The sequence below is a fragment of the Ruegeria sp. AO1 genome (assembly GCF_056535985.1).
In genome coordinates this window covers 1,056,945-1,082,988 of the sequence record NZ_JBQFJC010000002.1, presented here as the reverse complement: position 1 = coordinate 1,082,988, position 26,044 = coordinate 1,056,945, and the positions used below count along the sequence as shown (strand labels likewise).

Genomic DNA, 26,044 nt, shown 5'->3' with positions numbered 1-26,044 from the left:
CGAACACGATCAGGCCGTCGCAGGCAGTTTCGGCGGATCAACGTGCTCGGGTTGATAGGTCGGGATCACTCCGATCGGGGGTTTTTCGCGAATGTATTCTCCGATCCGCGCCAGCATCGGTTTGCGCGGGCAATTTGGCCGCGTCGCCGCCCCGAGATCGCGCAGATGGCCCGGCCCTTCGAACGGAATAAAGCAAAGCGGCCAGTTATCCCGCTTGAACTGCTCGGCCGCCAGGGCGGAGACAATCGTGCAATCGTCAGAGTGGCAGATATGACGGCAGATCGTCTCGAACCGCAACGCGGTCAGATCAAAGCGCTTACTGATACGGCTGGAGGGATCCTGCTTTGGCAACCGCTCTTCCAGCGCGTAGCCAAAACTGTGGGGCAGACGAATGAAATCATGCACTGGCACCTCATCGGCAGAAATCGAAGGCAGAGTATGCAGCGGATGCCCCTCGCGCAGTGCCAGAAACAGAGGTTCGGACCAGATCGAGGTGAAATCCAGCGCGTCGCTGTTGTTGATCTTGGCCACCAACGCCAGATCCAGCGTGTGATCTTCGACCATCTGCAACATGTTTTGCGGCAGGTCTTCGATCATCGTCACCCGCATGCGCGGGAACAACGTGCTGAACAGCTCTGAGAAATACTGCGTCAAATAAGGGGCCAGCGTGGGCGTCATGCCGATGGTGAAGGGCACCGCCTCGGGGTCGCGGAACTCGGTCGCTGTGTCGCGGATCTTTTGCGCGTCATTCAGCATCCGGGTTGCGATGTCGACGATCCGCGCACCGCAGGCGGTTGGGCGGACCTCATTGTTCAGGCGCAGGAACAGCTCGGCCCCCAGTTCCTGCTCAAGCTTCTTGATCTGGTTGGACATCGCCGGCTGGGACACGTTGCAGGCCGATGCGGCCTGACTGAACTGGCCGTGCTTGGCGATGGCAATGACGTATTCCAGGTCTCTGAGGTTCATGGCGGGGCAATTCAAACAATCAAATAGGTCAAGGTACCTGTGACACTACGCGCTGCCCCCCTGTTTCAGAAGCCCGGACAGCGGTTTGAGGCGAATTTGACCCCCACAATTCGTCACAAATAGGTGAAACTTCGTCATCAAATAAGTGAGCGACCCGCGTTTTCCCATCGCATCGCCGTTTGAATCAAGGCCCTGACCAGCCAAGACTTCACGAAACCCGTGAGTATTTGCGTTGGTTATACCCCCAATTTGGACCATGAATTTCCGCTGACCACGGGCCAGGCCTACTGATTTGATGCGTCGGTTGCCCGATCGAACGGGCCACCTGCATCACGCAACAAACCAGACGGAGTGACCCATGCTGTCCCAATTCGTAGAAAGCCTGCGCGCCCGTCTCTTGACCACGTCAACACTGGCGCAAGAGACCACACGTGACGGCCAAACCCTTTTCAACAACTTCTTCCAGAACACGATCGTGGATGACACGCCCGCCTTTGTTCTGGCCAATGACTTTTCACGCCTGCTGAACTTTGGCGAGATCGTCACCAATAACGCCGTCGCCGCCGTTCAGGCGCAGGGCGAGGATGTTGACGTGTTCAACTTCCGCTCGGGCGTGATCGAGGCGAATAGCGGCCCCGATGCACTGGCGACAGGCGTTCAGGTCACCGGCAGCGCCGCCGTGCGCAACTTCGGTGAGATCTCGGGCGACTTCAACGGTGTTCAGTTTGCGGGTCCCGACAGCTCGGGCAGCCTGGATAATTTCCGTGGCGGTGTGATCTCCTCCGACAGCCGTGCTGTGGACATTCAGGGCCAGGGCATTGATGTGCGCAACTTCGGCGACATCCTTGGCACCGGAGATCAGCGCAACGGCACGATTTATACAAACAGCACCGCCGAGGATATCTCGATCTCGAACTTCACGGGCGGAACCGTGGATGCCGGTGAAGGCAATCAGGGCGCTGGAATCTCGCTTCAGATCGGCGATGAGGTTGGTGACCGTGTGGAAACCGATATCTTCAACGGTTTTGGCGGCACCATTCAGGGCCGTGGTCAGGCAGCATCGAACACCGGTCTGGCCGGTGACGGTATCCGGATCAACAACGGTGCCGAGGGCACGATCCTCGAAACTGAGATTCTCAACAGCGGGCTGATCACATCGGAAAGCACGCAAGGCACCGCAGCCGGTATCCGCATCGCGGATGGCGCAAGCGCCGAGGGCGAGATCCTGAACACCTCGACCGGGGTGATCGAGGGGGCCGCAAACGGGCTTTACATCGGTCAGGGCACACATGATCTGGACGTTCTGAACTTCGGCACGATCCAGTCCGACAGCCGCGCGGTGAATATCGACGGCACCGGTGTGAACCTAGTGAACGGCGGCGATATCCTTGGTACGGATAGCCAGCGCAACGGCACCGTTTATGCCGACGGCACCGCCGATGATTTCGCAGTCAATAACCTGGTCACAGGCACGATCGACGCAGGTGAAGGCAATGAAGGGTCGGGCTTTGGCGTTGAAATCGGCGGAACTGCGGATGGCGCATCCTCGTTCACGCTGGACAACGCAGGCACTATTCAGGGTCGCGGCAATGCGGCGGCGGGTTCCAACGCGGCAGGCGACGGTATCCGAGTCGGCAACGTGGGCAATATCGGCGTCACTGATGCGGTCATCAACAACTCGGGCACTATCGACTCGGAGGGTGCAAACGGCACCGTTGCCGGTGTGCGTTTCGTCAACGGTGTGTCCTTCCAGGGTGAGTTCAACAACTCGGGCCAGATTTCTGGTGTGCAAAACGGCGTCTATTTCGGCAACCCGGTTGCCGGTGAAGGCGCGGATCACACCGGTGGTGTGTTCAACAACCTCGAAGGCGGGGTGATCTCGTCCGACAGCCGCGCGTTCAACATCGACGGCATCGGGTTGGAAGTGAACAACGCAGGCGAGATTGTCGGCACCGACAGCCAGCGCAACGGCACCGTCTACGCCGATGGCACAGCGCAAGACTTCACCTTCAACAACAAAGAAACCGGCGTCGTCGATGCGGGTGAAGGCAATGAAGGTTCGGGCTTTGGGGCCGAGATCGCAGGTGAGAATGCTTTCACGCTGAACAATGACGGTCTTATCCAGGGTCGGGGCAACGCGGCAGCGGGCACCAATGCCGCAGGCGACGGTATCCGGATCGGCAATGTCGGCAACGCTGGCACGTTCACCGGCTCCATCACCAACGCGGGCACAGTCCTGTCGGAAGGTGCAAACGGAACCGTCGGCGCATTCCGCGCGGTGAACAACGTCAACTTCCAAGGCCAGTTGGTCAACGAAGAAGGCGGCGTATTCGCAGGTGTGCAAAACGGCGTCTACTTCGGAACTGGCGATCACACCGGCGGCTCGTTTGTGAACCGTGGAACCGTCACGTCGGACAGCCGTGCGGTGAACATCGATGGTGAGGGGCTTGAGGTCGTCAACGAAGGCGAAATCCTGGGCACCGGCGATCAGCGCAATGGCACCGTCTATGCCGATGGCACTGCCGACAACTATACCTTCAACAACACCGGTCTGGTTGATGCGGGTTTGGGCAATTACGGCTCAGCCGTGTCGCTGCAAACCGGCGATGTCGAAGGCGATATCGTGTCGGCTGCGGTTTTGAACGAAGGCTCCCTGCAAGGTCGCGGCGACGCGGTTGAGGGCAATCAGGTCGGTGACGGTCTGCGCCTGTTTACCAGCCAGTCCGAGGCCGGATTTGCCGGGGTGGTTGTCAACGAAGGCCTGATCGCAGGATCCGAGACCTCGGACGCAGCCGCAGGTATCCGCGTTGACGGTGGCCTGAACCTTCTGGGGGCGATCCTGAACGAAGGTGAGATCCGCGGAACGGTCAATGCAATCGACGCCTCGTATGCGGGTGACGTGACCATCGTCAATGACGACGAAGGTGTAATCAACGGCAACGTCCTGCTGGGCGCTGGCGATGACATCTTTGTCGATCTGGGCACCACCAACGGCAATATCGTTGGTGGCGCGGGCGACGACGTTCTGATCGCTGGCGATGCGGACAATGTTCTGACCGGTGGTCTGGGCAAAGACTTCATCGACGGTGGCGACGGCATCGACACAGCCGACTTCTCGGATCTGGATGTCGCGGTCGAAGTGCGCCTGGGCGCCAATGGCAACGGCACCGCAACCCGCGATACGGGCTTTAATGTCTCGGTCAAGGACGCCGTGGTCTCTGCACCCGGACAGTTCGGAGCGAACATCGCCAATGGTGCAGCCTTTGTGGAACAGGCGCTGCAGGACAACCTGTACTACAACATCCACACATCGGACTTCCCCGGCGGTGAAATCCGCGGGCAGCTGCTGGTGGACAGTGTCGAAACCGAGCATGGCATCCGCACCGTCACCCTGAGCGGCGGCCTGGACGCGGCGCAGGAACCGGGGCCGACCTCGGACAGCGAAGCCACCGGCGAGGCGACTGTGGTCATTACGCAGAACCTGCACACGGGTGAGGTGACCTATTCCAGCGAGCTGAGCGTTGTGGGCCTGAACGAGGCCGACCTGAACACGCCGATCCCAGGTGTTGTCTCGGCCATCCATCTGCACAACGCTCCGGCTGGCGCAAATGGTCCGGTTGTACAGGACACGCTGGTCGATGCTGGCGCCACTCTGGACGTAAACGCCACAGGAGGCACGGGTGTCATCGGTCAGGACGTCATCGACAACCAGATCGAAGTCGATGTTCTGCAGTCGATCGAGAATGTTATCGGATCCGGCGATGGTGACATCATCATCGGCAGTGATCTGGACAACAAACTCAGCGGCGGTGACGGCGATGACCTGATCTCGGGTGGGGGTGGCAATGACATCCTGATCGGCGGTGCAGGTGCGGATACCTTCACCTTCGGCGCGAATTTCGGAAACGACGTGATCCAGGACTTCGAAGTCGGCCTAGACCAGTTGCAATTCGGTGACTTCGGCCCCGATTTCGGCGGCGCTGTGAATATTGCTCAGGATGGCAACGACGCTGTGATCTCGTTCGGCACCGAAGGTTCGGTCCGTCTGGCGGGCGTCAACACCACCGACCTGACCGAAGACGACTTCGTCGCTTAATCGAAAACGGACGGGGCGGCTTTGACCGCCCCGTTTGCCAAACCGGAAAAGGGCAAGACGATGTTTCAGAAATCCAACCCCGTACAAACCGCATGGGCCTCGTTGCTTAAAGGGTTTGTTGCCGTCGCTTTCTTCAGCCTGTTTCTCAACCTGCTGATGCTGGCCGGGCCGCTCTACATGCTACAGGTCTATGACCGGGTCCTGACCAGCCAGAATGTCGACACGCTGATCGCGCTGACCCTTTTGCTAGGTGGCGTCTTTGTTGTGATCGCCTGTCTCGACCTGATACGGATGCGCATCCTGGGCCGCCTGGCCGCCCGGTTCGAGATGGCCGTCGGCGCGCCGGTTCTGGGGGCCGCGATGCGCCGCCGGGTTCACGGCGAAGCACAAAGCGCCGAAAATCTGGTCGACGACGTCAACGGATTTCGCGAGTTCATCTCGGGCTCGACCCTGACCGCCTTTTTCGACGCACCGTGGATCCCGATCTACCTGCTGGTCCTCTATGTCCTGCATCCTCTGCTGGGTCTGCTGGGACTGGCCGGAGCCGTCACCCTGACCGTCATGGCGCTGATCAACAACGCCCGTGCGCAGAAACCGATGCGAAACGCTGCCGAGGCCCGAGGACGCTCGGACGCGCTGTTCAAGACTTCGGATCGCAATGCCGAACTGGTCCACGCGCTGGGCATGAAATCCGATCTGGTGCGTCGCTGGACCGCCCTGCAAATCGACGCGCACGCGCATAAAACATGCGCGGCTGACCGTATCGCTGGCTTTTCGGTCCTGTCCAAGACCATCCGTATGGGCCTGCAATCGGCCATTCTGGGTCTGGGTGCAGCCCTTGCCATAACGGGCGAATCCACTGCAGGCGTCATGATCGCCGCTACCATCGTATTGGCGCGGGCGCTGGCGCCGATTGACCAGCTTATCGGCCAATGGCGTGGTTTTCTGGCCGCGCGCGGTTCCTACGCCAAGATCAAGGCGCTGACAGAGGACTTCGCCGAGGAAACACCCAACCTGCACCTGCCCCGCGCTTTCAAGACGTTGGACGCGAAAATTGCTCAGGCCGGTCCGCCGCGCGCGATCAATGCCACCATTCGGGGTATCGACTTTGATCTGGCCGCAGGCGACGTTCTGGCTGTCATTGGCCATAGCGGCTCGGGCAAGACGACGCTGGGCAAAATGCTGGCCGGGATCTGGCACCCGCAACGGGGCGAGGTTCTGCTGGATGGCAGCCCAATGTCGAAATGGAACACCGAGGATCTGGGCAAACAGATCGGCTACCTGCCGCAGGATGTCGAGCTGTTCGACGGTACGATCCGCGAAAACATCGCCCGTTTCTCGGTCGCCATCGACGACGCCGAGGTTTTTCGCGTCGCGCAGGAAGCTGGCATTCACGAAATGATCAGCGCCCTGCCCGACGGCTATGAAACGCGCATCGGTCAAGGGTTCTTTCTGTCTGGCGGTCAGCGGCAGCGTCTGGCCCTCGCCCGCGCGCTCTATGGTGACCCGTTTGTTCTGGTGCTGGACGAACCGAACTCGGATCTGGATACCGAAGGGGAACAGGCCTTGCGCGATGCCATTCTGGCCACTCAGGCCCGCGGCTCCATCGCAATTGTCATGACTCACCGCCCCGCAACCTTGCAGGCCGCCAACAAGGTCATGGTCATGCGCAACGGGTCCCAGACCCAGTTTGGCGACAAGGATGACGTGCTGAAAGTCAATCGCCGGAGTGTTCTGGACAGCTCGGGCAAGGGCACTCGCCCAACCCCTCAGCCCGTCCCGGAAACGCAAATCACAGGAGCAGCCCAATGACACAGATTGTCCCGCACAACGCCTCTCGCAATGCGCTGTCGCTCAATGAGGCAGAGTTCATCGACATCTCGGACGCCTCCCCCCGGATCGGACGCTATGTCTGGGTCGGCGTGATCACCCTGATGGCCTTTGTCGGAGGCGGCGCCTACTGGGCTTTCGCTTCGAAACTGGACGGGGCGGTGGTTGCCCCCGCCTCCTTCGTGGTCGAAGGCGATCGCAAAACGGTCGAGCATCTGGACGGCGGTATTATCCGAGAAATCCTGATTGCCGACGGAGATTTCGTTCAAGCAGGCCAACCCCTGATCCGGCTGGACAGCACCGATATCAACGTCGACCTGAACGTGCTGGGCAGCCAGATGGGTGAGCTTTCGGTGCGCCGCGCGCGCCTGCTGGCACAGATGAGCGGTCAGGACCGGTTTGATGAGGCCTCGGCCATGGCCGGTTTTCAGGCGGGTATGGAGCGGCTGCACTGGACCTCCGCCTATCTGACGCAGAAGCAGCTGTTTGACGCCGAAGCCCGCGCCCGTCAGACAGAAACCCGGATCAATGAGCAGCGGATCTCGGGTCTGAAGGATGAGGCGCAAGGGCTGGCCGAACAGCGTGTCAGGACCCAGAACCAGATCGAGATCACGCTGACCGAACTGGACAGCCTGCAGACCCTGCTGGAAAAAGGGTTGGTCGCGGCCACCCGCGTCAGCTCGCGCCAGATTGAGCTGCAGCGTCTCTACGGCGTCGACTCCTCGCTGCGCACGCAGATCGCGCAGGCTGAAAATCAGGTTACAGAACTGGAACTGACGCTGATCAGCCAGCAAAAGCTGCGGGATGAGGTGATCGCGGGAGAGCTTGCGGTCGTCGAAGCACAGCTTGATCTCGTGCGCCCGCAATATGCAGGCACCGCCGAGCGTCGCAAGCGGATCGAGCTGTTGGCCCCGACCAGCGGGCGAGTGGTCAACCTGGCGGCGTCGACCACGGGCGGTGTCATTCGTCCGGGCGAACACATCATGGACATTGTCCCGGCGGATCAGGCGCTGATTGTCGAGGCACGGGTCAAGACCGGTGATATTGACAAGCTGCGGATCGGCCAGTCCACCCGCATCCGCCTGTCCGCATTTGCACAGGCAGACGTCCCCGAGGCCAGCGGCAAGATCTTCGACATATCGGCCGACGCTTTAGAAGACGAACGCACGGGCGAGCCCTACTACAAGGCGCGGGTCAAACTGGATGCCAAGCAGCCCGAAGCGGTGGCAGCGCTGGATCTGGTGCCCGGTATGCCGGCTGATCTGTTCGTCAATACCGGCGAGAGGGCCGTGATCGCCTATCTGTCAAAACCCATCAGCGACCGGTTGGCCAAAACCTTTATTGAGTGAGTGGGTACCCAGGTAACGAGTAAAATTTTAACCAGTGGGAATGGTCTGCAGATTGGGCTGCAGACCATTTCACTTTGTCAAACGCCGTAGCGGGCCATGAACATGTCGACAGCTTGCAGGGCAACCTCGTCGATCTCGGCCTGGGAGAACTCTTCCTGAATGCCAAAGGCGGCGCGCAGCCATAGTCGCACTTTGCACAGCTCGGCGAATTGTTCTGCTGCGATCGTCACGTCCTCGATTGCCAATTCGCCCTTGGCGACGGCCTTTTCCAGATACTCGACCATCTTGCGCTGACCGTTCTGAGGCCCAGCTTCGTAAAAGACGCGTCCAAGTTCCGGGAAACGATCCCGTTCAGCCACGCAAACGCGGAAAATCTGGCGATTGAAATCCGACACGAAAAAGCTGACCAACTGCGTCGCGGTAATCGTCAGAACCTCACGCACGGGTTTGGTTTCGTCGATCATCGAGATCACACGCTCGGCCATGCGTCGGCATTCGGTTTGCGCCACCTCAATAAACAGCAGGCGCTTGTCGGGGAAATAGCTATATAGCGTCGCCTTCGAGACACCCGCCGCCCGCGCGATGTCATCCACACTGGCCCCCTCGAACCCATCCGCGAGAAAAACTTCTCGGGCCCCGCGCAGAACCTGGTCGAATTTTCGGCCGGTGCGCAGGATGGTGGCGGATTGGGTCATGATGGCTCCTTCAGCGGGTTGTGGAACGAATTTATAAACCGATCTGTTCAGACACAAGGATTCTTGGTGTTTTCTGACGGGCCGTCACACAAAACGCCGTTCGATCCGTGACTTGCAGGTCGCGCAATCCATGTTAGGAGGGTACATATGGTCGAGATCTTTCTGCGCACCCTTCCCTTCTTCGTAATCATCGGCCTGGGTTACTGGGCCGGGCGCGCGCGGTTTTTCACAGAGGAAGCCACCGCCTATCTGACGAAATTCGTCTTTTTCTTTGCCCTGTCGGCCATGCTGTTTCGCTTTGCCGCCACACTGCCCTTTGCCGAGATCTTCAATGGGCGGCTGATCATCGGTTATCTGATCGGCACACTGGCGGTCTATGCTCTGGCGTCGCTGGTGGCGTGGGTACGGGGCCTCGACATCCCCACTGCCGCGGTTGAGGCACAGTGCGCCGCAATCGGCAATGTCGGGTTTCTCGGCCTGCCTATGTTGGCCATGCTGCTGTCTGAGGCCGCGATCGGACCCGTCATGCTGATCCTTGCGGTGGATCTGGTGGTGTTTTCCTCGCTCATTGTGATCCTGATCAATGGCGGCCGGGACGGAAAGCTAACGGTCAAAACGCTGCGCCTGATCGGGTTTGGGTTGCTCAAGAACCCGATGATCGTATCGATCTCGGCCGGATTGATCTGGTCGGCGCTGCAGATCCCGGTTCCCGGTCCGATGAACGATTTTCTGACCATATTAGGTGGGGCCGCAACGCCCGGAGCACTATTCGCAATCGGCGCCTCGCTGGCGGGGAAATCGGCCGAGCGGGTCCAAATCGCGGGCTGGCTGAGCTTTTGCAAGCTGATCGTCCACCCCGCCTGTGTCGCCGTCGCCCTGCTTTGGCTGGTTCCAGTCGATACCTTCTCTGCCACGGTTGCGATTGCCGCCGCTGCACTACCGGTTGCGGGCAATGTCTACATGCTAGCCGCGCATTACGGTGTTGCGCCTCATCGCGCCTCGGCGGCGATCCTGCTGTCTACGGCGGCCAGTATTCTGACGGTTCCGCTGATCATCGGATGGCTTACCGCTTTGTGAGCGCGCAACCCCACCAAAAAGTCATGCACAGGGTGACTGCCGCACTTTACGCGGCGTCCTTAGGGCGATAGCCATGGCGCGACCCTAGACTAAGGACTCGACCAGATGGAAACCCTTTCGGAAAATGCCTGTTTTGGTGGTGTGCAAGGTGTCTACCGCCATGCCTCGACCACCTGCCAATGCGATATGACCTTTGGCCTGTTCCTGCCTGCCGAGGCCAAGGACGGCCCCGTTCCGGTCCTGTGGTACCTGTCTGGCCTGACCTGCACCCATGAAAACGCGATGACCAAGGCCGGTGCACAGGCCTGGGCCGCCGAACAGGGCATCGCCATCGTGTTCCCCGACACATCGCCCCGCGGCGAAGGCGTCGCGGACCACGAAGACTATGATTTGGGCCAAGGCGCGGGTTTCTACGTCAACGCAACGCAAACCCCGTGGGCCCCACATTTCAACATGTGGGACTATGTGGCCGAAGAACTGCCCGCGCTGATCGCCGAGAATTTTGCCATCGACATGGACCGTCAGGCCATCACCGGCCATTCGATGGGCGGCCATGGTGCGCTGACACTGGCGATGAACCTGCCGGGACGCTATCGCTCGGTCTCGGCCTTTGCGCCAATTTCGAACCCGACCGGCGCTGATTGGGGCCGCAAACAGCTGAGCGCCTATCTGGGCGATGATGAGGCCGGTTGGGCCAAGCATGACGCCTCGCTCCTGATGAAAGAGGTCGGTTTTGACGGCCCTATCCTGATCGACACCGGTGCCAACGACCAGTTCATCGACCTCCTGCGCCCCGAAGCGCTGGCCTCGGCCATCGCTGAGCGCCGCCAGCAGGCGAACTATCGTCTGCAGCCGGGCTATGACCATTCCTATTTCTTCGTGTCCACCTTCATGGAAGACCACATCACGTTCCACGCCGAAGCGCTGTACGGAGACTGAGGCATGAGCAAGTATGACTATGACCTGATCATCATCGGGTCTGGCCCTTCGGGCCGGTCTGCGGCGATTCAGGCAGGCAAGCTGAAACGCCGGGTGTTGGTGATCGACCGACACGACCGTTTCGGAGGCGTCTCGGTGCATACCGGCACGATCCCGTCCAAAACCCTGCGTGAAACCGTGCTGAACCTTTCGGGCTGGCGCGAACGCAGCTTTTACGGCCGCTCCTACCGGGTCAAGGAGCAGATCCGCGCCGAGGATCTGAAGGCCCGGCTGCACATGACGCTGGACCACGAAGTTGACGTGCTGGAGCATCAGTTCAACCGAAACCATGTGGATACCCTGAACGGGCTGGCCTCGTTCACGGGCCCGCATGAGATCGAGGTGGCGACGGATAGCGGTGAGAAAACCCGCCTGACCGCCGCAAAGTTCCTGATTGCGACCGGAACCAAAACCTATCGCCCGGACTATGTGCCTTTCAACGGCAAAACCGTTGTGGATGGCGATGAGTTCCTTGAAATGTCCGAGATCCCTCGGTCGTTGGTCGTGATCGGTGCCGGGGTGATTGGCGTAGAATACGCCACTATGTTCTCGGCCCTGGATGTCCGTGTCACCCTGATCGAGCCGCGCGACACCTTCCTTGATTTCATCGACAAACGCCTGATCCACGATTTCACCCATCAGATCCGCGAAAATGGAGTGGATCTGCGGCTCGGCTCGGCCGTCGAAAAGATCGAAGATGCGGGCGAGCATGTCGAGGTCACTCTTGAAAACGGTCGTCACGTCCGGGCCGAGATGCTGTTGTTTGCTGCCGGTCGGATGGGCGCGACCTCGACGCTGAATCTGAAAGCTGTGGGCGTGGAAACCGATCACCGCAACCGGATTAGCGTGGATCGCAAGACCTACCAAACCGAAGTGCCGCATGTCTACGCTACTGGCGACGTGATCGGGCACCCTTCGCTGGCCTCAACCTCTCTGCAACAGGGGCGCGTGGCGGCCTGTCACGCGCTTGAAACCCCAACCTTGCCGGAAAGCCCTTGGTATCCTTACGGGATCTACTCCGTGCCCGAAATCTCAACCTGCGGCATGTCCGAGGAAGAGTTGCAGGAGCGCGGTATCCCATACGAGGTCGGCGTAGCGCGGTTTCGCGAAACCTCGCGCGGGCATATTATGGGGTTGGAACATGGCATGTTGAAGATGCTGTTTTCCCTGAAAACCCGCCGGGTGCTTGGTGTGCAGATCGTGGGCGAAGGCGCGACGGAGCTGATCCATATCGCGCAGGCCGTACTGAACCTGAAAGGCACCGTGGACTACTTCGTGCAAAACACGTTCAACTATCCGACGCTGGCCGAGGCCTATAAGATCGCGGGTTTGGATGCCTTCAATCGGATGCCGATCCCCGAAGAGTTCAAGGTCAAGAAAAAGCCTGTTGAACCCGCAAAGAAAGAGGCAAAGAAGGCGTGACAACGCTCTATGTCGATGGGGACGCCTGCCCGGTGAAAGCTGAGGCTGAGCGGGTCGCAACCCGACACAAGGTGCCCATGGCGCTGGTGTCGAATGGCGGGTTGCGGCCATCGGCAAACCCTCTGGTGCAGGTCGTCATTGTCGCAGAGGGCGCGGATGAGGCCGACAAATGGATCGCCGAGCGCTGCGGTGCCGGCGATGTGGTGGTCACCTCGGACATCCCTCTGGCCGCCAAGTGTGTCGAGGCCGGTGCCCGTGTGCTACGGCCCAATGGCGAGGCTTTCACCGCTGCGAATATCGGCCAGCAACTGGCGATGCGCGACCTGATGGCGGATTTGCGCGCGGCTAACCCTCTGGGCGCAGGGGGTGGCGGCAAACCGTTTGGGAAAGCCGATCGCTCGCGGTTCTTGGACGCTCTGGAGCGGGAACTGCGAGCGGCGCTGCGCGGCTAACCCTCCCGCCAGTTGACGTCGCATCAAAGATGCGCTCTCGCCTGTTGGGCCAGGCAGCGCGTGCCGCGCTGCGGGCGCGCCCAGTTACGCAGCGGCGGGGGTCGGCCCTCGGTTCTCGCGAATGGGCAAGTGGACAATCGCGCTGAACGCGCCCACGGCGATACCGATCCACCAAACCATCGTGTAGTCGCCAAAGACGTCATACATCCGCCCGCCCAGCCAGATGCCAAGGAAACTCCCAAGTTGGTGGCTGAGGAAGACAATTCCATACAGCGTACCCATGTAGCGCAGACCGTAGAGATGCGCGACCAGACCGGATGTCAGTGGTATTGTGGCCAGCCAGAGAGAGCCCATAGCCAACGAAAAAACGATGACCGATATTGGGGTGATCGGAAACATGATGAACACGACAGCAGCCAGCGTGCGCGCCGTATATACGATGGCCAGCAAGTATTTCTTGGGAAAGTGGTTCCCCGCCCAGCCTGCCAAAAGCGTGCCGCCGATATTAGCCAGCCCGATCAGCGAAATGGACAACGCACCCAAGGCGGACGTGGTCGTTATGCCTATCGAATGCAGGACGCCACCCGGCTGGATGGGGCCGCACATCTCGGTCACGAATGCAGGGAAGTGAGCTGTGATAAAGCCGAGCTGATAGCCACAGCTGAAAAAGCCAAGTGAGATCAGCGTGTAAGACGGGTCTCGGAGGGCACGCCCCAAGATTTGACCCATGCTTTCTTCCAGCTCGGCCTTACTGCTTTGCTGAGGCGCACGCATGAAGGGCAGGATCAGCACGAGGCAGAGAATAGCGACGGCGAACACGATATAGACCTGATGCCAGGGCAGGAAGGTCAGCATCCATTCGGCCGTTGGCGCGCCCAAAACCTGACCGAAACTGCCCGCAGCCGTAACGATGGCCAAAGACATGGATCGGTTCGCGTCAGAGGATGCCCGCCCAACCACGGCAAGAACCACGCCGAAGCCGGTCCCTGCAATGCCAAACCCGACCAACCATGCGTAGATTTGGTGTTCAAACGGAGTAATAGACCAGGCTGAAAGCACCATGCCAGCGGCATAAGTCAGCGCGCCAAGCACAATGGCCTTTCGGTCGCCGATCTTTTCAGCGATGGCGCCAAAGATCGGCTGCCCGATCCCCCAGGCCAGATTCTGGATCGCAATGGCCATTGAGAAATCGGTGCGCAGCCAGCCGAACTCAGATGCGATCGGGATCTGGAACACCCCAAACGAAGCGCGCACCGCGAAACTGACTGTAATGATGATACAGCCAACGATCAGAATTGGATTCAGCAGACGTGCGGAGTGCGGCATCGGGACCTCAGACAAACAAGTTTTGCGACGCTACTGTTTTTCTTCGGCGCGTCAATTCAGTAGATTTGCGGTTCGACATAAGGAAAATTGATGCGTGCCTGAAATTGCCCGCTTTTCAACGCGTAGTGCGGGCGCTATGGCTCAAACCCATGACGGATCTGATTTCGCTGTATAACGAACGTATCTCCGATGGGTCCCTGACGCGGGATGACGCGCAGGAAGCCGTTCTGCCGCATTTCGAACGTATCCGTGCCGAATTAAGCGCACCGGTGAAGCGGGGATTGTTCCGCAAGGCTCCACCACCGCCCAAAGGGTTGTACCTGTGGGGCGGGGTTGGGCGTGGGAAGTCCATGCTGATGGATATGTTCGTGGATGCGTTGGAAGACATACCAGCGCGGAGAGTGCATTTTCACGCGTTTATGCAGGAAATCCATGCGGGTATGCACAAGGCACGCAAGGATGGTGTTGAAGACGCGCTAGCCCCGGTCGCGCAGGAGGTCGTGAAATCTGTTAAGCTGCTGGCGTTTGACGAAATGCAGATCACCGATATTACCGATGCCATGATCGTCGGACGCTTGTTTGATCTGCTGCATGCGGGGGGTGTGGTCATCGTAACGACCTCGAACCGCCATCCGGATGATCTGTACAAGAACGGTTTGAATCGACAGCTGTTTTTGCCCTTCATCGCCCATATCAAAGAGCAGCTTCAGATATGGGAGCTGGTCTCGCCGACCGACTACCGCCAGAACCGTCTTGAGGGCGCGCCGGTTTATTTCTCACCAATCGGCCCGGAGGCGCGAGAGAAGATACGCACCGTTTGGGCGGATTTGTCGGGAGGCACGGCAGAACCCTTGGTTCTGCAGGTCAAAGGGCGCGCCGTTGAACTACCAGCTTTTCGCAATGGGGTCGCGCGGGCTTCGTTCTATGACCTGTGTGGACGGATGTTAGGGCCTGGGGACTATCTGGCCATCGCTGAAACGATCAAGGTTCTGGTGCTAGAGGATATTCCCCGTCTGTCCCGCAACAACTTCAATGAGGCCAAACGCTTTGTGACGCTGATCGACGCACTTTATGAGGCCAAGGTTCGGTTGATCTGTTCTGCAGCGGCTGAACCCGAGATGCTGTATGTCGAGGGCGAAGGTACTTTTGAATTTGAGCGTACCGCGTCTCGCCTACGGGAAATGCAGGACCAGGATTGGGGGAAGTAGGGGCGTTGCCCCTGCAGCGGCAAGCCGCTACTCCCCCGAGATATTTTCAGCCAGGTAAAGCCTTAGGGGCAGATCTAGCCGTTTTCACGTAGGATATTGCCCGCAAGGTAGAGAGACCCGCAGATCAGAATGCGCGCCTGCGGGTCTTTGGCGACGATTGAGTCGAGCGCCTCGGCCACGCTGTTGGCGGTTGATGCAGACAGATCGACCTTACCAGCGGCGGCGGCTGTTTCTTCGGCGCTGAGGGTTGCGGCCTCACCTGGGATGGAAACGGCGGTCAGGCTTTGGGCCTGTTTGGCAAGCGGCGCGAGGTAGCCTGTTACGTCTTTGGTGTTCAGCATACCGCAGATCATATGGGTCGGGCGTTTCGCCAGGTTCGACAGAACCTCGGCCAGAGCGATCCCGGCTGCGGCGTTGTGCCCTCCGTCCAGCCAAAGCTCGGCCTGCCCTGCAGCTTGCACGAGCGGGCCGGTTTTGAGGCGTTGCATCCGTGCGGGCCATTCGGCATTGGTCACCGCGGCCTCATAGGCCGCGTCGCCGAGGTTGAGGTGACGCAGAACTGCCAGGGCCGCTCCCGCATTCTGGATCTGGTGGGCACCCAAGAGGTTGGGCAGAGGCAAGTCACGCAAGCCTGTTTCGTCCTGATAAATCAGGCGGCCGTTTTCTTCGGTGACGTGCCAATGCTGGCCACATGCAATAAGAGGTGCGCCGAGGCGTGCGGCGGTCTGCTCAATCACCTCCATCGCCTCATCAGGTTGCGGGCCGACGATGCAAGGCACGCCGCGTTTGATGATACCGGCCTTTTCAGCGGCGATTTTCGCCAGCGTATTGCCCAGAAACTGCTCATGGTCGATCGAGATCGGGGTGATCACCGTCACGGCGGGTTTTTCGATCACATTGGTGGCGTCCAGACGCCCGCCGAGGCCGACTTCGAGCAAAGCGTAGTCGGCTTTGGCGCGCGCGAAGGCCAAAAGGGCCGCGCAGGTCGTGATCTCGAAATAGGTGATGTTTTCGCCGCCATTGGCTGCGTAGCACTCATCAAGCACCACCGTCAGATCGGTTTCCGAGATCAGCTCTCCGGCCAAACGAATGCGTTCATGGAACCGTGCAAGATGCGGTGAGGTATAGGCGTGGGCCGACAGCCCTGCCCCCTCAAGCCCGGCTCGGATCATCGCTTGGGTCGAGCCTTTCCCGTTGGTTCCGGCGATGTGAATCACCGGCGGCAGCTTGTTCTGTGGGTTATCCAATGCCTCTAGTAAACGCCAGACGCGGTCCAAGGTCAGGTCGATGATCTTGGGGTGCAGCGCCATCATCCGGTCGAGGATGGCGTCCGATGTTTGGGCGGTCATTTCTGATCCGTATCTTCAGCAGGCGCGTCTATGGCGACATCTTCCGGTTCCGGCGCAGGTAGATCGCCTTTAATCGCCGGAGGCTGGTTCATCAGCATGCGCGTGATGGTGATCAGCTCTTCACGCAGCTCGGTGCGTTTAGTCACGCGGTCCAGCATGCCGTGATCCAGCAGGTATTCGGCGCGCTGGAACCCCTCGGGCAGCTTTTCACGGATGGTCTGCTCAATCACGCGGGGACCCGCAAAACAGATCAGCGCGTTGGGTTCCGAGATATGCACGTCGCCCAGCATCGCGTAAGATGCAGTCACACCACCGGTGGTTGGGTGGGTCAGAACGACGATATAGGGCAGGTTCGCCTCTTTCAGCATCTCGACGGCCACGGTGGTACGCGGCATCTGCATCAGGCTCAGGATGCCTTCCTGCATCCGGGCACCGCCGGCGGCCGAGAACAGGATAAGCGGGCGCTTTAGTTTAACCGCCTCTTGCGCGGCGGCGATGATCGCGTTGCCAACATACATGCCCATCGAACCGCCCATAAACGAGAAATCCTGCGCCGCCGCAACAATCGGGGTACGCCCGATTTCGCCCGTAGCGACCAGCATGGCTTCTTTTTCGCCCGTTTTCTTCTGGGCCGCCTTCATGCGATCGGGGTATTTCTTCTGATCGCGGAACTGCAGCGGGTCATCTTTGGGCGCAGGCACCGCAACTTCGGTGAAAATCCCGCCATCGAACAGGTGGCCAAAGCGGTCACGCGGTGTGATTGCCATATGGTGACCGCACTGGGTGCAGACGTTCTGGTTTTCGGCCAATTCACGATGGAACAGCATCGTTCCGCATTCATCGCATTTGTGCCACAGGTTTTCTGGCACTTCTCGGCGCGAGAAGATCGAGTTGATCCGGGGGCGGACGTAGTTTGTGATCCAGTTCATATCAGAGCCTTGGATTGTGCGGCGTTGACGTCAAATAAGACGCTACGGAAAGAAATGCAATCAGCGCCTGATGACTAGTCGTGCTGTCAGCCAGCAAACCATCATCGAGCCGAAATCCACCCACAACCACTGCCGCAATACTCCACCGTCCGACATATCGTAGGGCAGCACGAAAAGGGCCAGACCACTGAGCGTATCGGGCAATGAGATAATCAGGAGAGAGATCACATTATTGAAGAAATGCAAGGCGATAGCTGGGCCCAAAGTGCCAGAACGAGCCGTCAGATCAGCCGCCAGAACGCCGAACACACAGGACCAGACTGCAACCAGCAGCGCGTTGTCGCCAGCAATCCCCGGCGCATAGTGACCCGCTGCAAACAAGGCCGAAGGCACGCCTACCCAGATCAGCGGTGACTGAAACCGCGCGGCCAGAGATTGCTGCAGGTAGCCGCGAAACAGGATCTCTTCGGCGCTGGTCTGAATCAGCACGGCGCCTGCCGCGAACGGCAGCAGTACGATCCAGGTCAAGAACGCCAGGTTCTGGGTCAGCGGATCCCCCATTCCGTAAGGCGGTAGGGCTGCCAGTGCCAGACCGAGAACCACCAAGGCCACCAAAACCTGTGTGAATTGACTGATCGCCAAACGACGCTCTCCGAGAATCGCCCAGAGCGACCTTTGCTGCATCTGTTTTGCAGCAACAGCAACGCCAATCGTCAGAAACCCAAAGCTGGCCAGCAGGACAAATGTCGCGAGGGGGGACGTGCCGCGCAAAAACCCTTGGGCCTGAGAGGGGGGGATGAGGGCGCCTATAACCGCAAAAAGAACAGTGTTCGCCACCAAATAGAGCGTGCAAACAATCACCAGCCCGACCAGCAGCCGCCACAGATCAGGGCGCGCGCGGGCGTCGCGCACCAAATGTTCATGAGCGGCATAGGCGGCGGGTTCAATCATTGTCATCGGCCTCGTCAAGAATGGTTTCCTGCACCACGTCCGGGAAGACATCCGCCGGGTTTGCAACCGTGTTCACGCGCGTGGCGAGCGTGGTCAGGTATCCCGCAACGGTCTGCAGCAACTGCGTCGCGACCGAGGCGTCGCTTTCGACAACGGCGCGCAGTTCCTCGGCCCCGATACGCAGAAAGGCGCAATCTGTGTTAGCGACCAGATCAAGTTGCCGGCGGTCACCGGTAATGATCGACAGATCCCCGATCAAGCGACCCGGCTCAACAATCGATATGGGGCGTTTGTTGCCATCTTCATCCGACCAGTCCAACCGGGCCTGACCCCGGATGCAAAGATAGGCTGCGTCCGCCGTCTGCCCGCGCGAAAAGATCACCTGCCCCGCGGCGACGTCATACCATTGTGCCGAGAACGCCAGCAGCCGTTGGTTCCGCGCGTCGATGCCCGAGAAAAGCTCGGTGGTCGAGATGATTTCGAGCTTTCTGCTGAGGTCAGCAGTAGCCCCCTCTTGATGCAGAACGGGCGTGCGTGAGACACCGTCGATGCGGCCATCCTTTACCTCAACGAACAGATCATAGGCTTCGGGATGGGCAAAGTGATCCTCCATGAAGATCATGATCGACTCGGGCAGCAATTCCCGCAGGCGCAACCGCGTGCGCAGACGGCTTTCTGAATCGTGACTGGCCAGCGCCTTGTCGAGGATCAGGATATCGGGTCGCTTGATCCCCGCACGCGAGAACGATGCGCGTTCTTGGAACACCGTAGGCAGGTTGTTCCCGCCCAAGCCCGAGGGCAGGTCGAACATGGTGGCCGCAGCGCGGCGGCGCAGACCGGCCTCATTCACGGCTTGGGCGACCAGATCTTCAATCTCTTCGGCGTGCGCACCCGCCATGAGAGAAACGCGCCCGTAAAGGACATTCTCGATCACGGTCAGACGCGGGAAGTAGGCGTCAGGTGACAGTGGGACGAACATCCCATCCAGCGCCTCATGCATGGCAGCGGATTGCTGTTTCCGGATCGCAAGGATCTTGTCTTTGTACTCGTTCGGAAAGTCGGGGCCAATTTGCTCGGCCGTCAATAGGAACGGTACTGTCAGCATCAGCGCACAATCCGGTTCTGAGACCGCATTGTCCCCTTTGGTTTTCAGGCGATCCTTGATGTCCAAAAGCCTGTGATACATGTCCTTGGACATGCCCAACCGCAGGAACAGAGGGTGATCGGTGCCATCGCGACCAAAGGCCTGGTCCAACGTCTCGATCACGGTGCTGGCCATGTTCATTGCTTCTTCGGCCAGATCATGGCTGCGCAACATGTTTCGGAACCGCTGATCACCGGCCAATGACTCGGGCGTGATATCCCGCGCGGGCGTGGCGAACAGCAGGTTGCCACCCAAAGGCACCGCGGGATTGAACTGATCCGGATCGAACCGATAGACATAGCGATCGAGGCCCTTGTCCTGTAATTTCTGGGCCACTGTCTCGCGCAGTTTGACAAGCTCTTGCGCCAGGCGCGGATGCAGTTTCGGGTCAAACTGCGTGCGTAGGGTGCGGCGCAACATGAACTCGTCAATGCCCATCGCCTCGACCAGTTGGAACCACCACGCGCGGATGTCGTCGATATCGTCCAGCCCGGCCAGCCCCGGATCGACCCATTCATCCTCGAGCGAATCTGTCGGATTGCCGGACCGAACGGCCTCGATCTGGCGGCGGGTCGGGGCCTTCTTGGCCTCAGTTTCGTGCTGAGGATAGGGGCGCAGCGGCATCAGCAGGTTGTCACCCAGAGTTCCATCGAACAGGTAGGGCCGCGAATAGGCGTATCCGATCCGAGCAGCAATCACCGCTTGATGCAGTTCGTTGAGATTATGCCCGGCCAGCAGGACCTCGCCCTGAACCGGCACCACCTCACGCGTCAGAAGCTGCGCCAGAGCGGTGCGTTCAGCCGCGTTGGTCGACTGAATCGCCACCCGCGCGCCCTTGGGAATTCTCAGATCGATGTCTTCCAGAATGGTTTTACCGTCATCATCGCGCACGGTGATGTTCCGCAGTTCAATATCACCGGTGAGGTGCGGAATGACTTCGGGCCGGCCCTCGAACAGATGTTCGGGGATCATGTTGGATGGGGCGAAGCGTTCGGTCACGATCTCCCATCGCAGCGACATGTCCTGCACCTGATTGTAATAGGTCAGCAGATCCTTCCACGGGCCGCTCAGATCCTTGTAGGCCCCCAAGGCAGCCACCAAAGCACCCACAGTCACCTCACCCGTGATCGCCAGATACCCCCCGACCGAGTAGAACAGGAACGGGGTCATCTGAGTGATCAGATTGTTGAGGAACTTCATGAAGAACTTTTTGTTGTAGATCTTGAAGCGGATCTCGAACAGGTTCCCCAGACGGTAGCTAAATTGCGCCAACCGGTAGCGCCAGCCGCCATTGGTGCGCAGATCGCTGATCCCGGCGGCACTTTCGCCGATCTCGGAACTCAGGTGGCGGACCTCTTGAATGCGGTCTTTGTTCAGCAGGTTGATCTGACGTTGCAGTTTCGGGATCAACCACGCCTGCAGCGGAATGAGGGCGATACTGGCCAGCCCGAACCAGACGCTCTGCATGAACAGGAAGGTGACGATGGTCATCATCTGACCGAACTGAAACACTGGCTGAGCGATGGCGTCGCCCATCAGACCGCCCATCGGCTCGGCCTCGGAGGTGATCATTGAAACCAACTCACCCTGGCTGGTGGTGGCGAAATATGATTTCGGAAAGCGCATCGACCGGTTGATCAGGGTGAACCGCAGGCGACGCAGCATCCGTTCCGCCAAAACGCCCTTCATCGTGTTTATGCGCATCTTCATCAGACCGCTGGCGATCACGGTTGCCAGAAAGGCAAAACACAGGATCAAGAGATACTGGATCTGCGTGACGGTCACCCCCCAAATCACGACAGTATCCGCGGGCGCACCAATGGCGTCGTTGATGATCTGCTTGGGCAGCTCTAGCGAGGCATAAAGGAACGGAAACGAAAGAACCGTCAGAACCAACAGCACAAGCTGTTGTTTTTTCGAGTGTTTCCAAATGAACGAAAACAGGGTGGGTTCCATGGCCGGGCCTTGTCGAATGAAAAACTGATACGTGGCGTGGTTGCTGGCGACCCGCTTTTTCAAGAGGCCCGACCCTAAGCACAGACCCGTCGTAATGCAAGAACCGACGGTGGCCTCATGCACCGAAAACCGACAGATCCAAATTCCGGGTTTGTCCCTCGCCCGGTCTTTGACTAAAGAGGTCCTAAGTCGGGTGAAGGGACCATGGGCAGGATTCTCGAACGTTATTTTCACCGCAGGGTTTTGGACCGCTGGCGCAGGGCCGCTCAGATGGCGGCTGATGCTCCTCAGGCCGAATTGCGACGCCAGCGCGAAAGTGCGCGCGCCCTGCAATCACAGCTCAGGCAGGTGATCGACACGGCGGATATGCGGCTGCGCGACCCGCAAATAGGCTCGAACCAGTTTCCCAAACCGATCGGCACGGATTGGAGCTGGCGCCCCGATCTGTGGCGCTGGCCCCTTGCGACGCATGGCCTTGCCTCACCGCCGCGCAAAGCGTCCCTGGGCGATCAGGTGCAGGTGTTTCACGACTGCCCGCAGGCCGAGATCGCCCTGCGCCAAAACCGCAACCGGCTGTCCAGCGATCTGGCCCCTTTCAATTTGGCGGTCGAGGTCTTTGGCTTCGAAGGCAGTTTTCTGTCACTTTCGATCCAATTGCCTAGCGACGCCTCTCAGGGCCTGAGCCTGCAACACCTTATCCGTCTGGACGCGCAGATTGATGCGGAACAGGAGGTTGACCTCTTTGCCCGGCTCAACATCCTCAGCGGCCCGAATACCGAACAGGTTCTGCGCAAGCTGGATCTGGCCAACCCGTCGCCCAGCGTCGATTTCGATCTGGCCCATCTGCCATTGAACGAAAAACGGATCGAAAAGATCTGGCTGGACCTGATCCTTGAAAACCCCGGCATGAACAGCGTCACTCTGCGCGATCTGACTTTGTGCCGCCACCATCGCGCTGATTTGTGAGGTACTAGGGAATGACGGAGCCACTGTTGACCCGGACCCGGTTTGAGAACGGAATTTGGCAAGGGCATCTGCGCGCCCAGACCCATCCGGATATACAGGTGCTGTACCGGGGTGAGGACGTCGAAGGTGTTACCCTTTCGGATGTCGAGGACGGCTGGTCCGTGACCATCCCGGTGCCGGTCGCGGCCCTGTCGGACGGAGTCCATGGCTTTGTCATATCCGACCGCGCAACGGCCCGGAAACTGGGGGATTTCACGGTGATATCAGGCGAGCCTGCCGCCGATGATCTGCGCGCCGAAGTTGAGCTATTGCGCGGTGAGCTTGACATGCTGAAACGGGCTTTTCGTAGAATTTGCCGGGAACCCAGCTAAGGCGGGACCTGGGTTTTCCTATCTTTTTCGCCATTTACATGCATCATTGAGGCAGCCGCAACACTCCGGAAGCCGCCATGGATCGCAAAAGTATCATCAAAGTCATTGCCTTGATGGTGACCGCATTTGGCATCGGCATCGACTTTACCGGGGCCCTGATGCTGGTTCCGTCAATCGAAAGCAGCTTTGACAGCGATATCACCAGTACCCAATGGGTGTTGAACATTTACGCATTGTTCTTCGCCATGACAATGGTCGCCGGAGGGCGCTTGGGCGACATGTACGGACACCGCAGGGTGATGATCATCGGCCTGTCGATCTTTCTGTTTGCCTCAGTGATGTGCTTCGTCGCGCCCGGCCTCGATTTCCTGATCGGCGCGCGCGCCTTGCAAGGCATTGGCGCAGGATGCGTCTGGCCCTGCACCCTGGCCTTTGGAGCCACCAAAGTCTCGAAGCAGGAACACCGCGCACTTGTCATGGGGCTGATCCTGGCGGGCGTGACGACGGGCAATGTGTTTGGCCCAATGATCAGCGGACTTGCCGTCAGTTTCGGCGAATGGCGATACTTCTTCCTCGCCAACGTCGTGTTCTCCTGCATCTCAATGGCCACCGCCTTGATTTTGATGGAGCGGGAGACCCAGCACAAACAAGGCGAGCATATCGACTTTGCCGGGATGGGTATCCTGTCCTTTGCTGTGCTTCTTCTGCTCTACGGACTGGATGTGGGGGCCGATTGGGGCTGGTCGTCGATCCCGCTTTTGCTGCTGTTCTTTGTCAGCGCCGTTCTGTTCCTGCTGTTTCCGCGCGTTGAAAAGCGGGTGAAAGAGCCGCTCTTGCTGCCGCAATTAATGCAGAATCGAGAATTTCTGATCACGCTTGGACTGAATATGTTCAACGTCTCAGCCGCCTTTGTCGCGTTGTTGTATTTCCCGCAATACATGCAAAAGGTGCTGGGTTGGTCGACCTTCCAATCAGCGCTCGGGCTGGCCCCTCTGACCATCCTGCTGGCAGTGGGGTCGATCGTCTCTGGCACACTTTACAATGACTTCGGCCCCAAACGCCTGCTGTTTTGGGGTTATGTTCTGGCGACGGTGGGATCGGCTAGTATCGTGATCCTGCCCAGCAGTTTGGGCTATTTCCACATCCTGCCGGGTATGGCCATGATCGGGCTGGGCGCGACCTTGACGGTCGGACCGTCCGGAACCGCTGCGGTCTGCGCGGTCAAACCTGAACGCGCCGGGCTGGTTGGGGGCCTCAGTTTCATGACGCATCTGGTCTACGGAGCAATCTCGGTCGCCTGTGCGACAGCCATCATGTATGCGGTATCGTTGTCTACCCTTCGGGGGAAGCTAGCCGCTGCCGGGATTGATCTGACCGACGCCGAACAACGGGCGATCAATGGCGGTTCCCTCAGCACCGACTCTGCACATGCGGTGATGGCAAAGCTGAGCGCGGATCAGGTCGATACGGTCAAATCCGCCCTAACAACCGCCTTTGACAGCGGCATGAGCATGGCCTTCATCTTTTCCACGATTTCGGTCTCGTTGGGCATTCTTCTGGCGCTGATGCTGGACGAAGCCAAGCTGCACAAGATCGAAAGTTGAAAGGGCCGCGCCTGGCGCGACCCTTTGGATTTTACTGAGACGGACCGTCAGGATTGAACGCCGAAAGACCTTTGAGGATGTCGATGGCATAGGCCAACTGGTAATCCTCTTCCCGCAGCTCAGCGGTGGCTTCAGCTTTGGCGCGGTCTTCTTCGATCTGGCGGATTTCATCCTCGCTGAGGCTGTCATTGTTCAGACTGCCGCGCAGATCCGCTTCCGAGCGTGCCGGACGATCATCCTCTTCTTCAGTTTCCGGAGCCGGGCGCGGTTGTTCCACGATAATGTCCGGGCTGACACCCAACGCCTGGATCGAACGGCCAGACGGCGTGTAGTACCGCGAGGTGGTCAGACGCATCGCACCGTCACCGCGCAGCGGCATCACCGTCTGCACCGAGCCTTTACCAAAGCTCTTGGTACCAACAACAATCGCGCGTCGGTGGTCTTGCAGGGCACCGGCAACGATTTCAGAGGCCGAGGCAGAACCGCCATTGATCAACACCACAATCGGCTTACCTTCGGCCAAATCACCGGGGGTCGCGTTGAAACGCTCGCCGTCCTGCGGGTCACGCCCACGGGTCGAGACAATCTCACCTTCGTTCAGGAACGCATCCGAGACCTTGATCGCCTGAGTCAGCAGACCACCGGGATTGTTGCGCAGGTCAAGCACAAAGCCGTTGACCTTGTCGATCCCGCCCGCTTCCTCGATCTGCTCTTCCATTCCGGCCTGCAGGTTCGGGAAGGTCTGATCGTTGAACGTGGTCACCCGCATGACAACGCTAGTGCCCTCGGTCCGAGCGCGTACGGCGGTCAGTTTGATCGTGTCACGAATGATTGTGACATCGAACGGATCAGGCTCACCCTCACGCACAACGGTGATCACGATTTCCGAGCCGACAGGGCCGCGCATCAGTTCAACCGCCTTATCCAGCGTCAGGCCCAGAATGCTTTCGCCATCCACATGGGTGATGAAATCTCCGGCCTCAATCCCGGCCTCATCGGCAGGCGTGTCGTCGATCGGAGAGACGACTTTGACAAAGCCTTCCTCTTGCGTGACTTCGATGCCAAGCCCGCCAAACTCACCGCGGGTCTGAACGCGCATCTGCTCGGCGTCGTCGGGTGAAAGGTAGCTGGAATGCGGATCGAGTGAGGTCAACATGCCGTCGATCGCGGCTTCGATCAGCTCTTCCGACTCAACTTCTTCGACATATTGCGCGCGGATCCGCTCAAAAATGTCACCAAACAGGTCGAGTTGCTGGTAGACATCGGCCTTGCTCTCGGCCTCCTGCGCCAGCAGGGGTCCTGCGATCTGAGTTGTTGCAATGATGCCTGCAACCGTTCCGGCCAGTCCGGCCATCACAAATTTCTTCATACTCGT

Annotated in this window: 19 protein-coding genes; 11 read left to right on the top strand and 8 right to left on the bottom strand. The window is 59.3% G+C overall.

Going from position 1 to position 26,044, the window contains the following annotated elements; genetic code table 11:
• Nucleotides 1-9: 9 nt before the first annotated feature.
• Nucleotides 10-966, bottom strand: a complete 957-nt coding sequence (locus tag ACR3FB_RS22980; protein ID WP_480565655.1) for a LysR family transcriptional regulator — start codon at nucleotides 964-966, stop codon at nucleotides 10-12.
• 358 nt (nucleotides 967-1,324) lie between these two features.
• Between ACR3FB_RS22980 and ACR3FB_RS22975 the strand changes: the two genes are divergently transcribed.
• From ACR3FB_RS22975 to ACR3FB_RS22965, 3 genes are read left to right on the top strand one after another with little or no spacing between them, the layout of a single operon-like run.
• Nucleotides 1,325-5,062, top strand: a complete 3,738-nt coding sequence (locus ACR3FB_RS22975; RefSeq protein ID WP_480565654.1) for a beta strand repeat-containing protein — start codon at nucleotides 1,325-1,327, stop codon at nucleotides 5,060-5,062.
• Nucleotides 5,063-5,083: 21 nt separating this feature from the next.
• The gene (locus ACR3FB_RS22970; protein ID WP_480565653.1) at nucleotides 5,084-6,874 is read left to right on the top strand and encodes a type I secretion system permease/ATPase; all 1,791 of its coding nucleotides are present in this window, start codon (nucleotides 5,084-5,086) and stop codon (nucleotides 6,872-6,874) included.
• Complete coding sequence (locus ACR3FB_RS22965) at nucleotides 6,871-8,241, top strand: HlyD family type I secretion periplasmic adaptor subunit (RefSeq protein ID WP_480565652.1); 1,371 nt, start codon at nucleotides 6,871-6,873, stop codon at nucleotides 8,239-8,241. The genes ACR3FB_RS22970 and ACR3FB_RS22965 overlap by 4 nt, the downstream gene beginning before the upstream one ends.
• A gap of 77 nt (nucleotides 8,242-8,318) precedes the next feature.
• Here the strand turns inward: ACR3FB_RS22965 and ACR3FB_RS22960 are convergent, their stop codons facing one another.
• Nucleotides 8,319-8,936, bottom strand: a complete 618-nt coding sequence (locus tag ACR3FB_RS22960) for a TetR/AcrR family transcriptional regulator (protein ID WP_425085335.1) — start codon at nucleotides 8,934-8,936, stop codon at nucleotides 8,319-8,321.
• A gap of 147 nt (nucleotides 8,937-9,083) precedes the next feature.
• On the opposite strand from ACR3FB_RS22960, the gene ACR3FB_RS22955 reads away from it, so the two are divergent.
• The 4 genes from ACR3FB_RS22955 (at nucleotide 9,084) to ACR3FB_RS22940 (ending at nucleotide 12,865) form a co-directional block, all read left to right on the top strand.
• Nucleotides 9,084-10,013: an AEC family transporter gene (locus tag ACR3FB_RS22955; protein WP_170667071.1), complete on the top strand. Its 930-nt coding sequence runs from the start codon at nucleotides 9,084-9,086 to the stop codon at nucleotides 10,011-10,013.
• 105 nt (nucleotides 10,014-10,118) lie between these two features.
• A complete protein-coding gene (gene fghA, locus ACR3FB_RS22950; RefSeq protein WP_480565651.1) occupies nucleotides 10,119-10,952 on the top strand; it encodes an S-formylglutathione hydrolase in 834 nt (277 codons plus the stop codon).
• A gap of 3 nt (nucleotides 10,953-10,955) precedes the next feature.
• Nucleotides 10,956-12,413 carry a Si-specific NAD(P)(+) transhydrogenase gene (gene sthA / locus ACR3FB_RS22945; RefSeq protein WP_170718517.1) on the top strand — a complete coding sequence of 486 codons (1,458 nt, stop codon included), beginning with the start codon at nucleotides 10,956-10,958 and terminating at the stop codon, nucleotides 12,411-12,413.
• On the top strand, nucleotides 12,410-12,865 hold the full coding sequence (locus ACR3FB_RS22940) for a YaiI/YqxD family protein (RefSeq protein ID WP_170640178.1): 456 nt from the start codon (nucleotides 12,410-12,412) through the stop codon (nucleotides 12,863-12,865). The genes sthA and ACR3FB_RS22940 overlap by 4 nt, the downstream gene beginning before the upstream one ends.
• Nucleotides 12,866-12,949: 84 nt before the next feature.
• Here the strand turns inward: ACR3FB_RS22940 and ACR3FB_RS22935 are convergent, their stop codons facing one another.
• On the bottom strand, nucleotides 12,950-14,191 hold the full coding sequence (locus ACR3FB_RS22935) for an MFS transporter (protein ID WP_480565650.1): 1,242 nt from the start codon (nucleotides 14,189-14,191) through the stop codon (nucleotides 12,950-12,952).
• Nucleotides 14,192-14,340: 149 nt separating this feature from the next.
• Here ACR3FB_RS22935 and zapE point away from each other — a divergent pair, with 149 nt between their 5' ends.
• A complete protein-coding gene (gene zapE, locus ACR3FB_RS22930; protein ID WP_480565649.1) occupies nucleotides 14,341-15,399 on the top strand; it encodes a cell division protein ZapE in 1,059 nt (352 codons plus the stop codon).
• Nucleotides 15,400-15,473: 74 nt separating this feature from the next.
• On the opposite strand, the gene ACR3FB_RS22925 is transcribed toward zapE, so the two are convergent.
• Genes ACR3FB_RS22925 through ACR3FB_RS22910 form a run of 4 tightly spaced genes read right to left on the bottom strand, consistent with a single transcriptional unit; the run spans nucleotide 15,474 to nucleotide 21,728 of the window.
• The gene (locus ACR3FB_RS22925; RefSeq protein ID WP_480565648.1) at nucleotides 15,474-16,748 is read right to left on the bottom strand and encodes a bifunctional folylpolyglutamate synthase/dihydrofolate synthase; all 1,275 of its coding nucleotides are present in this window, start codon (nucleotides 16,746-16,748) and stop codon (nucleotides 15,474-15,476) included.
• Entirely contained in the window at nucleotides 16,745-17,677 is a 933-nt protein-coding gene (gene accD / locus ACR3FB_RS22920) for an acetyl-CoA carboxylase, carboxyltransferase subunit beta (protein WP_480565647.1), read from the bottom strand. The genes ACR3FB_RS22925 and accD overlap by 4 nt, the downstream gene beginning before the upstream one ends.
• 60 nt (nucleotides 17,678-17,737) lie before the next feature.
• Nucleotides 17,738-18,628 carry a CPBP family intramembrane glutamic endopeptidase gene (locus ACR3FB_RS22915; protein WP_480566914.1) on the bottom strand — a complete coding sequence of 297 codons (891 nt, stop codon included), beginning with the start codon at nucleotides 18,626-18,628 and terminating at the stop codon, nucleotides 17,738-17,740.
• Nucleotides 18,621-21,728, bottom strand: coding sequence for an ABC transporter transmembrane domain-containing protein (locus ACR3FB_RS22910; protein WP_480565645.1), 3,108 nt, complete (start codon nucleotides 21,726-21,728; stop codon nucleotides 18,621-18,623). Before ACR3FB_RS22910 ends, ACR3FB_RS22915 begins: the two co-directional genes overlap by 8 nt.
• Before the next feature lie 204 nt (nucleotides 21,729-21,932).
• Between ACR3FB_RS22910 and ACR3FB_RS22905 the strand changes: the two genes are divergently transcribed.
• The 3 genes from ACR3FB_RS22905 (at nucleotide 21,933) to ACR3FB_RS22895 (ending at nucleotide 24,669) form a co-directional block, all read left to right on the top strand.
• Nucleotides 21,933-22,694 carry a DUF6478 family protein gene (locus ACR3FB_RS22905; protein ID WP_480565644.1) on the top strand — a complete coding sequence of 254 codons (762 nt, stop codon included), beginning with the start codon at nucleotides 21,933-21,935 and terminating at the stop codon, nucleotides 22,692-22,694.
• A gap of 11 nt (nucleotides 22,695-22,705) precedes the next feature.
• A complete protein-coding gene (locus ACR3FB_RS22900) occupies nucleotides 22,706-23,065 on the top strand; it encodes a hypothetical protein (RefSeq protein WP_480565643.1) in 360 nt (119 codons plus the stop codon).
• A gap of 77 nt (nucleotides 23,066-23,142) precedes the next feature.
• Nucleotides 23,143-24,669, top strand: coding sequence for an MFS transporter (locus tag ACR3FB_RS22895; protein WP_480565642.1), 1,527 nt, complete (start codon nucleotides 23,143-23,145; stop codon nucleotides 24,667-24,669).
• 31 nt (nucleotides 24,670-24,700) lie between these two features.
• Here the strand turns inward: ACR3FB_RS22895 and ACR3FB_RS22890 are convergent, their stop codons facing one another.
• Nucleotides 24,701-26,038, bottom strand: a complete 1,338-nt coding sequence (locus ACR3FB_RS22890) for a S41 family peptidase (RefSeq protein ID WP_480565641.1) — start codon at nucleotides 26,036-26,038, stop codon at nucleotides 24,701-24,703.
• Between the last annotated feature and the right edge of the window lie 6 nt (nucleotides 26,039-26,044).